The sequence below is a fragment of the Methylicorpusculum oleiharenae genome, from assembly GCF_009828925.2.
Taxonomy (GTDB): domain Bacteria; phylum Pseudomonadota; class Gammaproteobacteria; order Methylococcales; family Methylomonadaceae; genus Methylicorpusculum; species Methylicorpusculum oleiharenae.
Genome location: NZ_WUTY02000001.1, coordinates 159,921 through 171,520, shown reverse-complemented (window position 1 = coordinate 171,520; position 11,600 = coordinate 159,921). Strand labels below are relative to the sequence as shown.

Below are 11,600 nucleotides of genomic sequence, written 5' to 3'. Positions count from 1 at the left end.
GAGGGTTTTCAGGTTAAGTCTAGCGTAATTCTTCCTTGTATCATCAAGCTAATTTATCAAATTTATCCTGCTGGCGATTGATAGCCCAGATGATATGCTCTCTAACCACTTCTGAATTATGTGAGCGTTGTGTGTTGAGTTTCTCAATTATCTCGTCAGATGGGGGAGCATTTCCCAATGCGACGGCAATGTTTCTTAGCCAGCGCGTATGCCCGATCCGGCGAATTGCCGAGCCTTCCGTATAAGTCAGAAATGCGGGTTCATCCCAGCCGAAAAGATCCATCAACTGCCTGCTGTTAAGTCGGTGACGGGGGTTGAAATCCTGTTCTGAAGTCAATCTCGCAAAACGGTTCCAGGGGCAAATCAACTGGCAATCGTCGCAGCCGTATATCCGGTTACCGATCAGCGGTCTTAACTCTTCAGGAATTGATCCTTGTAATTCTATCGTAAGATAGGAGACGCATAATCTTGCATCAACCTGATAAGGTGCCACAATGGCTCGGGTCGGGCAGATGTCAATACAGGCAGCGCAGTCTCCGCAGTGAGATGATGCGGGCACATCAGCAGGCAAGGGTAAGTCAGTGTAAATTTCGCCAAGAAAAAACCAGGATCCTGCCTTCCGGTTGATCAGATTGCTGTGTTTGCCTATCCAGCCGATGCCTGCTTTTTCGGCAATCGCCTTTTCCATGACCGGAGCGCTATCGGTGAACACGCGATAGCCGAAAGGTCCTGTTATTTCGTGAATACGATCAGCCAGTTTTTGCAGCCGTGACCGTAATACTTTGTGGTAGTCGCGGCCTAACGCGTAGCGGGATATGTATGCAGCGAGAGGCGCTTCGAGGTTTTGGGTCATGGCCGGCTCCGCTTCGGTCTGGTAATCCATTCGAACGGATATGATGCTTTGGGTGCCGGGTTCCAGCAGGGCCGGCCGTGACCGTTTAAGGCCATGCCGCGACATATAACTCATTTCGCCCTGGAAGCCATTCTGGAGCCAGTTTTCAAGATGTTGTTCGGCTTCGCTGAGATCAATGCCGCTAATCCCGACTTGCTGAAAGCCTAACTCAAGACCCCAGGTCTTGATCTGATGGGTTAGTCCGGCAAAATCGGTGAGAGTTTGTTTGTTCATGGCAAATAATAGAAAATAATCAATACTTAATCAGGTTTTAACAATTTAAGTAAACATATCATGCAAGATCTACCTATAGAACTTTATCGTGTTAATCAAGTAAGAACATTCGATAGAATTGCGATCGAGGAATACGGCATTACCGGCTATGAGTTGATGTCAAGGGCTGGCGACTTTATTTTTAATACCATAGTAAGCAACTGTCCTGATTGCCGGAATTGGGCTGTTTTTTGCGGCGGCGGCAATAATGGCGGGGACGGTTACGTAGTTGCAAGGCTTGCATTGGAAGCGGGTATAAACGCCTGTGTTTACCCGATTGTTGACGGTGCGGCACTCAAGGGCGATGCCCGTCTGGCTTTTGAGGCTTACACACTTGCTGGCGGGATTTTTAAACCATTCACGCCGGACTCTGCGCTTGAAACAGATTTAATTGTAGATGCCTTATTGGGCTCAGGGTTGGATCGGCCTGTTTCAGGACTTTATGCAAAGGCCATTAACGCAATCAACGCCTCTGCAAGTCCGGTGATAGCGGCGGATATACCTTCAGGCCTAAACGCCGATACAGGCAAAGTGATGGGGGAGGCTGTCAAAGCTGATTACACCGTATCCCTGGTTGGGCTTAAACAAGGCCTATTCACGGGCGATGCGGCGGATTTCTGCGGAACCATCCTTTTTTCGGATCTCGATATTCCTCAGCAAGTTTACGAAAGGCAGCACTGTTCAGCGCGCCGGTTGATGCGTATTCCGTTTGCACGCCGGAGCCGCTGCGCGCACAAGGGGGTAAACGGCCATGTACTGATTGTTGGTGGCGATTATGGTTTTTCGGGGGCGGTAAGATTGGCGGCCGAAGCCGCGCTGCGAATAGGGGCGGGTCTGGTGACTGTCGCAACACGGCCCGAGCACGCATTGACTTTGAATCTGGATAGGCCGGAGATCATGTGCCATGGCATTTCTGATGCTTATCAGTTGAGTGAGCGAATCAAGCGTGCCAGTGTCATTGTGTTGGGGCCCGGGCTGGGCAGCCAGCTTTGGGGTCGGTCTTTGTTTGATGCGGTTTTGCAGTCTGACAAACCGATTGTGATGGATGCGGATGGACTCACTATATTGTCCAGGGGGACTGTCCACCGTGACAACTGGGTGCTGACGCCGCACCCTGGCGAAGCGTCAAGATTGTTGACCGCATCGATTGCCGCTATTGAAGCTGACCGGTTTTATGCCGTCAGTGAAATGCAAAAAGCCTATGGCGGTATTGTTGTATTAAAAGGTGCAGGTTCTTTAGTTGCCAATAAAACCGATATCGCCATTTCACCCACGGGTAATCCCGGTATGGCGTCCGGGGGCATGGGAGATGTGCTTTCCGGAGTGATTGGAGGCTTAATTGCCCAAGGATTAAGTTTGCAGACCGCCGCCGAACAAGGGGTATATATTCATGGACTGGCCGGCGATTTGGCTGCCCAGGCGGGCGGTGAAAGAGGCTTGTTGGCGGGGGATTTAATGTCTTATCTGAGACAGTTGGTGAACGAGTGATCGTCGAACTGCAAGATACCGAAGCAACCGAAGCGGCTGGTGCAGATTTATGGCCGCTGTTGCCGAAAAAATGCATCGTTTACCTGCAGGGTGAACTGGGGGCGGGCAAGACAACCTTTGTCAGAGGTTTGTTGAGGGCTGCCGGTTATCAGGGGGTGGTGAAAAGCCCAACCTATACCGTCGTCGAGGAGTATTTAACCAGCGATCGCACACTATTTCATTTTGACTTATATAGGATCAGAGACCCTGAAGAATTGATCTGGATGGGCATCGAAGATTATCTGGCGCAAGAGGCGGTCTGTTTGTTTGAATGGCCTGAAATGGGGCTGGGCATTTTGCCCGAGGCCGACCTTCTGATCCGTCTGGATTTACTGGCACAAGGCCGTTCGATGCAAATGGAGTGGAGGAAGGAGGGGTAAAAAAATAATTCCAAACTGACATGAAAAAACAAAGACATATTGTTATACTTTAATCCAGTTTATTATTATTTCAGGTAAATATATGCATAGCGTCTGGAAACTCCTCATGATTCCGGTACTGCAATTGATAACATTTTGTGTTCATGCAGATCAGGCGGGTTTGAATGCATTACACCACTGGATAGCGTCCGATCACACTCGAATGGTTTTTGATCTCACTGCAGAGTCTGATCAACAGGTTTTTTTACTGGATAATCCGCCGCGCATGGTGATCGATTTCAAAAATGTCAGGTTATCAGGGCCATTAGACCAGCCTTCAAACAATCATCCTTTGTTTTCAAGAGTTAGAAGCGCTTTGCGTAACGAGGGTGATTTGAGAGTGGTTATTGATTTGAAAAAATCCGGAACACCCAGGGTTTCTCCTGTATCGGGTGGAAAAGCTAAAGGCCATCAATTGATTGTTGATTTTTTTCCTAAAGGCGTTGATCCGGATAAAGCATCCAAACCGCGTATGGCTAAAACCGTCCCGGCTAGTGAATCGGTATCAGCAGCTGTGACTAAAGAAACAGAGAAACCGGTTAAGGTAGAAAGCGATTCCAAGAAGGATTTTACTTCTGAAAAACCGGTAACAGTGGCTGCGAAAGAACCTACTCCGGCTCCGGTTGAAAAAGCCGCTTCACAAGCAGAAACGTTATCCGTAAAAAACGAAGTTGAGGCAAAGGAACCTCTTTTGCAAACAAAATCGGCTGCTGAAAGAGCAGGGGATATCGTTATCGCGATTGATGCCGGACATGGCGGTGAGGATCCTGGTGCTCATGGCCCAAAAGGTACGCATGAAAAAGAAGTGACTTTGGCTATTGCCAAAAAACTGGCCGGAATGATCAACGCTAAATCCGGAATGAAAGCGGTATTAGTCCGAAAAGGGGATTACTACATCAGTCTCAGGGAGCGTATGAATATCGCTAGAGACGCCAATGCCGATTTATTCGTTTCGATACATGCCGATGCATTCCAGCAGGCCGATGTACAAGGTGCCTCGGTTTTTACGCTGTCTACTGCAGGGGCTAGTAACGAGGCTTCTCGTTGGCTGGCGGACCAGGAAAATGCAGCGGATTTGATCGGAGGCGTCAGTCTGGTTGACAAAGATGATGTGTTAGCCAAAGTTTTACTTGATCTTTCACAGACGGCTACCCAGGAAGCCAGTGTTAACGCAGCCTCGACTGTTTTGAAAAGCTTGAAAAAAGCAGGTCAGGTTCATCAGAATGCGGTTCAAAAGGCCGAGTTTTTAGTCTTGAAATCACCGGATGTACCTTCTATTTTGGTTGAGATGGCCTTTATTTCCAATCCGACGGAGGAGGAGAGGCTAAAGAATAGTGCGCATCAGGATACGTTAGCCAGAGCTGTGTTTAACGGCATTGATAGTTATTTCAAACATTTTTCACCGATGGAAACACGCGTTGCAAGTACAGGTAGCGATAACCTATAAGTTGGACGTGGTGTTAAGCTGGGAATAGCCAGAAATTTTACAAAAAAAGGGCAAGTTCATGATGAACTTGCCCACCGCTCAGTTTAAGCAAGGGGATTGTGTAATCTTTAAAAACTCGTTTTTTTCCTCCGCACCCAACTCATACCGAATAAACCCAGTGACATCATAAGCAGGCTGCCTGCCTCCGGTACGGTTACCGGCGGATCCACGATGATAAAATCATTGGCGCACAGTTGAGTCCAATGGATATTGAAGCTGGAACCGTTCCAGCCGGCATCTCTCAATAAACCAAGTCCCAAACTGATTTCATAAAAATAGTGAGTGTCATTTTTCCATTGACCGTAGCCAGTTTGCGGGCCGCTGATAGCCATGTCTGCGATGCCTAACAGCGTGCCTGCCAAAATGGCGGTGGGATGTTCCGATTTTAAATACCCAGGAGCGTTGCCATTCTCCCACAAACCATAAGCCCACTCGTCAACCCGATAGAGACCTTTCGCTACTCCAAAAGTATCCCAGTCCGGTTTTACATTGATACCCACTTCATAAGTTCCATCCAAGCCAAAGTCGATGGCAAAGTCTCCGGCGCCGTAACTATTTCCTAATGGATTGTTAGGCGTGTTGGGATTGTGACCCGTTGCCAGTGCGATGAATAAATGCGAGTCAGTGATATAGGCATATAAAGCTTCAGCATCATAAGCCTGTCCGCCATAGCCGGGATTGAGATATTGATTAAGATTTCCGGTTTGATCTTCAACAGTAAAATGAATGCCGGGGTTTGGCGTCCAGTCATTTGCATTGCCATTACGTTTGATACCCCAATCAGTTAAGTTACCATCGACAGTTATGCTGGCTTGAACCGGCAGCATGGTACCTGTAAACAGAGCGAGTATCAGTGCGGTGTTTTTAATCATGAGCTTTCCCAGTAAAAAGTTTTTGAATAATTAGGCATAAACAAAATTAATGCCAATGTTGAAAATACTGGTTTTGCCTGACTCTTAGGCTAGAATTAGCAACCGGACTGACAGAAATGTCATTTAAGAGGTCAATCATGTCATGCAGGTATTACATGTCAGATTATTTTCATAGGAATATTCAGGCATTTGGACAATTGATTTCAGTTCATCATTTTAGAGTGAAAACCTTTAGGGACTTAACTTCATTAGCGTTATGTTAAAAAATTCAGTCACGCTTGAATCTTTATTAGAAACGCACGACACCCCTTTTGTGATAATTGACGCTTCGTTGAATGTGGTTGCAGTCAACAAGGCCTGGGAATTGCACTTCGGCATGAGTCGCGAGAAACGGATGAGTCTTCCTTGTTGCCATGAGGCGGGCAAGTGCAGGCATTCACAGCTGTTTAAGAGCATAGAACCCTATGTGGGACTCTATACTGACAAGCTGGATAATCAAGAACAACGCTTGTTACGGGTGCGAGGTTATCCACTACTTGACTCGGACGGTCAACTGTATCTTGGGGAATCGCTGATTATCTCGGGCACAACAAGTTCTGTAACCGAAAGTCCCAGAATGATTGGGGCATCACCGGGTTTTTTGAAGCTTAAAACCAAATTGCAACAAGCCGCCCAGTCGCATGCAGCCGTGATGCTTAACGGCGAGACCGGAACAGGAAAAGAGCTGGCTGCCGAGTATATTCACCGCCAGTCAAAAAATGCCAATGGAGAGTTTGTTGTTGTAGATTGCACCATACTCAATGAAGACTTGTTTGAAAGTGAACTTTTCGGTCATGAAAAAGGCTCATTTACCGGTGCGGCTGGCGTAAAAAAAGGCTTGTTCGAGCTGGCTAATCAAGGAACCTTGTTTTTGGATGAAATTGGTGAATTGCCGCTCTCATTGCAGCCCAAGCTTTTAAGAGCTCTAGAGAGCGGACAATTTAGACGGGTTGGCGGCACTTCGACGCTAAAATCCACTGTTAGAGTGGTGAGTGCGACTCACCGGGACCTGGCGGCCATGGTTAAGGAAGGCCGGTTCAGGGAGGACTTATTTTACAGGCTCGCTGTTTTTCCGATTGAAATTCCCCCATTAAGGGACAGAAGCGAAGATATGCCTTTATTGGTACAGCATTTGCTCAAGCAAATCAGTCATAAAGAAAACTTTACGTTCAGTATTTCTATTGATGCATTAATGAAACTGAACAATCACAAATGGCCGGGAAATATTCGTGAGCTTAAAAACTGCTTACAATTAGCAGCGAGTCTTTGCAAGAATGATCAAATTGAAGCATCAGACGTTCTCATTATGCGGCGTCAATCTCAAGACTCAAATCATTTGAAATTGGAGAGAAGAGGGCAATCCATGGATCAACAGTCCCGGATTACTCCTATCGATGAAAGTGCCCGTCATATTGACGGTAACTTCTCAGGAAATGTCGCGACCAAAGGTTTTTGCCGCTCCGAGCCGGACAGTAAGAACCTGACGCCAATGGAAATTATGGAAGCCGAGTTTATCAGGCAGTTGATCAGTAAATACCAAGGCAATCGTAAATTGATTGCGACTGAAATGAATGTCAGTGAAAGAACGTTGTATAGAAAACTTAATCGATTGAATTTAAATTGAAATGGCCGGATATGATGGATGCAACTTTAATTAATTGGACACTTTCGAATATTGCCGCTCCGTTTGAGCATTTTTCGCATCCTTCAGATATGCGCAGTGCAGTTTCAAAAGTTAAAGAACTGCCGCCATTGCCGGGCATTGCTGCCAAAGTCATAAAATTGGCTGCGGATCCTCTGGCTGATGCCGCCAGACTGGGGGCTATTATTGAACTGGACCCCATATTAACAACACAGGTCATTCGCTGGGCCAGTTCTCCACTCTATGGCTACAGAGGCAAGATTACTACGGTTAAAGACGCTATCAGTCGAGTTTTGGGTTTTGATTTCGTTATGAACCTGGCATTGGGGTTAAGTGCATTACAACCGCTTCGGGCGCCTAAACACGGAGTTATCGGCACAGAAATGCTTTGGATACAGGCCTTGGCGGGAACGCGCCTGATTAAGCTGCTTAACCGGCACTTGACGCTTGAAAAACAAACACGTCCGGATGTCTTGTTTTTGTCGGCGTTGATGCACAACATCGGTTTTCCTCTGCTGGGACATGAATTTCCGAAAGAGTTTCTCTATCTGAATAAAATCATTTCAGTCAATCCCTCATTGAATATTTATAATGTCGAACAGTTTGCTTTTGGTGTTGACCATACGCAGTTAGGTGCCTGGCTAATGACCAGTTGGGCTATGCCCAAACCCATACTTGATATTGTTTATCATCACCATAACCCCTATTACCGGGGAGAGCATTACGTGCTCAATCTTCTGGTTTACTTGACGGATTCCTTGTTAGGTACGCTGCGGATTGGGGATGCGCAGAATCAACCGTGTGAGGATGATGTTTTCGTTGAGTTGGGCTTGGATGCAAAAATCTGCGAATCCGCTTTGAATGACATTAACGCTGTATTGCCTGACATCAAGGCGACAGCGGCGAGCCTGGTGGGCGGTTGATGTCTTTTAAAAATGCAATCCATGCTGTTTTTAGTCGGCATAACGCTTTAATTCAGGTTAAGAGCTCTTCCTAAATCAGAACTACATTCCGTGGTCACTTCAGATAAAATAGTCCTTTTTGGATTAGCTGTTCTATGCGTATACACGCGCTTCCTACCCAACTTGTCAATCAAATCGCTGCCGGTGAAGTGGTTGAAAGACCGGCTTCTGTCGTTAAAGAATTGGTTGAAAATTGTTTCGACGCCGGTGCCGGGCAGATCTCTATCGATATTGAACAAGGCGGAGCCAGACTGATAAAAATCAGGGATGATGGCTGTGGCATTGATAAGGAAGATCTACCGCTGGCGTTATCCCGGCACGCGACCAGCAAAATAGCTTCACTGGATGATTTGGAACATGTTGCGACCATGGGTTTTCGGGGCGAAGCCTTGCCCAGCATCAGTTCTGTAGCGAGGCTCACACTTATTTCAAGACCGCCGGAGGCCGATTGCGCCTGGCGCGTTTCAGCGGATGGCACGGAAACAGATTTTGATCCGCAACCGGATCCCCATCCACCAGGCACAACTGTGGATGTGCGCGATCTGTTTTACAATACACCGGCGCGCCGGAAATTTCTGAAAGCCGAAAAAACCGAATTTGCACACATTGAAACGTTGATTAAACGGATGGCGCTAAGCCGGTTCGAAATGGGTTTTAAGTTAACCCATAATCAAAAGGAAGTATTCAATTTAAAACCCGCGCTGACTGACGAACAGCAAGAACAGCGTATTGCCGATGTTTGTGGAACGGCGTTTATCGAAAATTCAGTCAAAATCGATTTTGCTGCATCCGGTCTGCAATTGTCGGGTTGGGTGGGTTTGCCTACGTTTTCACGTAGTCAACAGGATATGCAGTTTTTTTATGTCAATGGTCGGCTGGTTAAAGACAAACTGGTGTCCCATGCCGTCAAGCAAGCCTATCAGGATGTACTTTACCAGGGGCGGCATCCTGTGTTTGTACTTTATCTTGTCCTGGATCCTGCTTTGGTTGATGTCAATGCGCATCCTGCCAAATTGGAAGTCCGGTTTCGTGAAGGGCGTTTGGTTCATGATTTTCTATTTCAAGCCCTGCACCGGTCATTGGCTGATATTCGGCCGGAACATCGGGTGACTCGGATCGATGCCGTTGACGAGACTTATCCCGTTGAAAAAAATTCCGCTTCCCGGGAATTTCAAGCGCCACGGAGAGACCCGGGTTATTCATCGCGGCCTCAGCAAGCACCGCTTCCTATCCATGTGGAAGAACAGATACAAGCCTACACCGCCCTTTATCCGAGATCGATAAATCAGGCGCCTGCGGAGATCAGGCATCAGCAAGCCGGCCAGACTAAGCCGCCTTTGGGCTATGCCATCGCGCATTTGCAGAATATTTTTATTCTTGCGGAAACCCCCACCGGCATTATTTTGGTTGATACCCATGCGGCACATGAGCGAGTGACTTATGAACGGCTTAAAAAGCAATTTGCGCAAGGCAGCATTGTCAGTCAGCCTTTATTATTGCCGATCACGATTCAAGTGACCGGCATCGAAGCTGAATTGGCTGAAGATCAGCATGACTTCTTTTATCAGCTGGGTTTCGATATTAATCGCTCGGGCCCGGAAAATATCATTTTGCGATCAGTGCCTGCACTTTTGGTTGGCGCGGATATGGAGGCATTGATCCGCGATGTCTTAGCCGATTTTATCGAGCACGAAGCGAGTCTGAAGATTGAGGAAAAAATCAATGAAATCCTGGCTGCAGCCGCCTGTCACGGTGCTGTTCGGGCCGGACGTAAACTGACTATCGATGAAATGAATGCACTGTTGAGAGATATGGAGCAAACAGAAAGAATTGGACAATGTAATCATGGCCGTCCGACCTGGGTTGAATTGACGACGTCCGATCTGGACAAGTTTTTTTTAAGGGGTCAGTAGTCTTGCATAAACATGAACAAGCGGTCGTGATTGGCATCATGGGGCCGACCGCATCGGGGAAGTCGGCTTTGGCAATGCAACTGGCGAGGCGTTTGAACGGCGAAATAATCAGTGTCGACTCGGCCCTTGTTTACAAAGGGATGGATATAGGTACGGCTAAACCCGGTTTGGCTGAGCGGGCTGAAATTCCGCATCATCTGATTGATATAATCGATCCTGCCGAATCGTTTTCAACAGGTGCATTCCGGAATCAGGCGCTGAGCTTGATTGATCAGATTCTGGCTCGTGGCAAACTGCCGATTCTGGTAGGCGGCACCATGTTGTATTTCAATGCGTTGACCCAGGGCTTGGCGCAATTGCCGGTAGCCGATGAGGCAGTCAGAAACCGGTTGGATAAAGACTGCCGGGAATTGGGCAAAGAGGAGATGCACCGGCGTCTTGGTCTCATTGATCCTGCAGCGGCTCAGCGTATTCATCCTAATGATCCGCAGCGTGTCCAGCGGGCATTGGAAGTCTATGAGCTAACCGGCACGCCGATCAGCGAATTGATCAAGACCGAACAGGCCAATAGTTTTCCTTTTCAAATAGCTAAAATCATTATTGCCCCGAATGACCGTAAGCTGCTCCATCAGATGATTGCACAACGTTATATGCAGATGCTGGATCAGGGGTTTATCGACGAAGTACAAGGCCTTTTTTCTCGAGGCGACCTGAGTGAAAAATTGCCTTCGATCAGAGCCGTGGGTTATCGTCAGATTTGGTCTTATCTTAAAGGCGAATACGACTACGCCACGATGGTAGAAAAAGGTATTGTTGCCACCCGTCAGTTAGCCAAGCGTCAGTTTACCTGGCTACGCAGGGAATCGGAGGCGCATTGGTTTGAATCGGCAGAGGAAAAGCTGGTAGAGCAGGTAATGCAGCATTTAAGGCGTTTTCTGTAATGACTAAAAAATAATAGTAACTCTTCAGCGAGTCTGCCTCCATTTTTGTTAGGAGAACTGAGGCTTAAAACTATAAAATATCCAATTTAAAGTTCAACTTACTCGAGATAGATATGAATCAAGAAACCATAAACCTCATACAAAATTACTACAACGCTTTCAATTCGGGTGATATGGATACTTTTTTAAGCCTGTTGACGGACGATGTGGTTCATGACATCAATCAAGGCGACCGCCAAGTCGGTAAAGCGGCGTTTAAACAGTTCATGGCCTGTATGAATAATAACTATAAAGAACAATTGGTCGATATGGTGATCATGGCAACAGCAGATGGACACCGGGCAGCGGCTGAGTTTGTGGTTTTGGGCGAATATATAAAAACGGATGAAGGTTTGCCGGAAGCAGAAGGTCAGAAATACCGTTTGCCCGCAGGTGCTTTTTTTGAAATCAGCGACAATAAAGTGGCCCGTATTACCAACTATTACAATCTGAAAGATTGGATCGCTCAAGTTAGCGGTTAATCAAGCAACCGGTTAAAGAGGAGATGCGAATGATTGGCTTCTCATCTCCTCAGACCGGTTCAGCCAACGAATTATTCATCAGCAGGCAATCACCATTCACTTAATCCCATCAG

At 47.1% G+C, this 11,600-nt stretch carries 10 protein-coding genes; 8 read left to right on the top strand and 2 right to left on the bottom strand.

Going from position 1 to position 11,600, the window contains the following annotated elements; translation table 11 throughout:
* Positions 1-43 precede the first annotated feature (43 nt).
* Positions 44-1,126, bottom strand: coding sequence for a tRNA epoxyqueuosine(34) reductase QueG (gene queG, locus GO003_RS00870; protein ID WP_159656024.1), 1,083 nt, complete (start codon positions 1,124-1,126; stop codon positions 44-46).
* A 60-nt stretch (positions 1,127-1,186) separates the two neighbouring features.
* On the opposite strand from queG, the gene GO003_RS00865 reads away from it, so the two are divergent.
* From GO003_RS00865 to GO003_RS00855, 3 genes are all read left to right on the top strand, one after another.
* A complete protein-coding gene (locus tag GO003_RS00865) occupies positions 1,187-2,653 on the top strand; it encodes an NAD(P)H-hydrate dehydratase (RefSeq protein WP_159656026.1) in 1,467 nt (488 codons plus the stop codon).
* Positions 2,650-3,072 (top strand): tRNA (adenosine(37)-N6)-threonylcarbamoyltransferase complex ATPase subunit type 1 TsaE, encoded by a 423-nt coding sequence (tsaE, locus tag GO003_RS00860; protein ID WP_159656028.1) that lies wholly within the window; start codon positions 2,650-2,652, stop codon positions 3,070-3,072. Before GO003_RS00865 ends, tsaE begins: the two co-directional genes overlap by 4 nt.
* Before the next feature lie 106 nt (positions 3,073-3,178).
* Entirely contained in the window at positions 3,179-4,558 is a 1,380-nt protein-coding gene (locus GO003_RS00855; RefSeq protein WP_231088757.1) for an N-acetylmuramoyl-L-alanine amidase, read from the top strand.
* 107 nt (positions 4,559-4,665) lie between these two features.
* On the opposite strand, the gene GO003_RS00850 is transcribed toward GO003_RS00855, so the two are convergent.
* The gene (locus GO003_RS00850) at positions 4,666-5,469 is read right to left on the bottom strand and encodes a PEP-CTERM sorting domain-containing protein (RefSeq protein ID WP_159656032.1); all 804 of its coding nucleotides are present in this window, start codon (positions 5,467-5,469) and stop codon (positions 4,666-4,668) included.
* 256 nt (positions 5,470-5,725) lie between these two features.
* Here GO003_RS00850 and GO003_RS00845 point away from each other — a divergent pair, with 256 nt between their 5' ends.
* The 5 genes from GO003_RS00845 to GO003_RS00825 all read left to right on the top strand — a co-directional run bounded on the left by GO003_RS00845 (position 5,726) and on the right by GO003_RS00825 (position 11,487).
* The gene (locus tag GO003_RS00845) at positions 5,726-7,132 is read left to right on the top strand and encodes a sigma-54 interaction domain-containing protein (RefSeq protein ID WP_231088756.1); all 1,407 of its coding nucleotides are present in this window, start codon (positions 5,726-5,728) and stop codon (positions 7,130-7,132) included.
* Between the two features lie 11 nt (positions 7,133-7,143).
* The gene (locus GO003_RS00840) at positions 7,144-8,073 is read left to right on the top strand and encodes an HDOD domain-containing protein (protein ID WP_231088755.1); all 930 of its coding nucleotides are present in this window, start codon (positions 7,144-7,146) and stop codon (positions 8,071-8,073) included.
* Between the two features lie 134 nt (positions 8,074-8,207).
* Positions 8,208-10,025 carry a DNA mismatch repair endonuclease MutL gene (mutL, locus tag GO003_RS00835; RefSeq protein WP_159656034.1) on the top strand — a complete coding sequence of 606 codons (1,818 nt, stop codon included), beginning with the start codon at positions 8,208-8,210 and terminating at the stop codon, positions 10,023-10,025.
* A gap of 2 nt (positions 10,026-10,027) precedes the next feature.
* Positions 10,028-10,966, top strand: a complete 939-nt coding sequence (gene miaA, locus GO003_RS00830; protein ID WP_407942054.1) for a tRNA (adenosine(37)-N6)-dimethylallyltransferase MiaA — start codon at positions 10,028-10,030, stop codon at positions 10,964-10,966.
* A 113-nt stretch (positions 10,967-11,079) separates the two neighbouring features.
* Entirely contained in the window at positions 11,080-11,487 is a 408-nt protein-coding gene (locus GO003_RS00825) for a ketosteroid isomerase-related protein (RefSeq protein WP_159656036.1), read from the top strand.
* Positions 11,488-11,600 lie beyond the last annotated feature (113 nt).

Coding starts and splice junctions, on each gene's coding strand:
- queG (WP_159656024.1), bottom strand. CDS start 1,126: ATGAACAAACAAACTCTCACCGATTTTGCCGGACTAACCCATCAGATC.
- GO003_RS00840 (WP_231088755.1), top strand. CDS start 7,144: ATGATGGATGCAACTTTAATTAATTGGACACTTTCGAATATTGCCGCT.
- mutL (WP_159656034.1), top strand. CDS start 8,208: ATGCGTATACACGCGCTTCCTACCCAACTTGTCAATCAAATCGCTGCC.
- GO003_RS00855 (WP_231088757.1), top strand. CDS start 3,179: ATGATTCCGGTACTGCAATTGATAACATTTTGTGTTCATGCAGATCAG.
- GO003_RS00865 (WP_159656026.1), top strand. CDS start 1,187: ATGCAAGATCTACCTATAGAACTTTATCGTGTTAATCAAGTAAGAACA.
- GO003_RS00850 (WP_159656032.1), bottom strand. CDS start 5,469: ATGATTAAAAACACCGCACTGATACTCGCTCTGTTTACAGGTACCATG.
- GO003_RS00845 (WP_231088756.1), top strand. CDS start 5,726: ATGTTAAAAAATTCAGTCACGCTTGAATCTTTATTAGAAACGCACGAC.
- GO003_RS00825 (WP_159656036.1), top strand. CDS start 11,080: ATGAATCAAGAAACCATAAACCTCATACAAAATTACTACAACGCTTTC.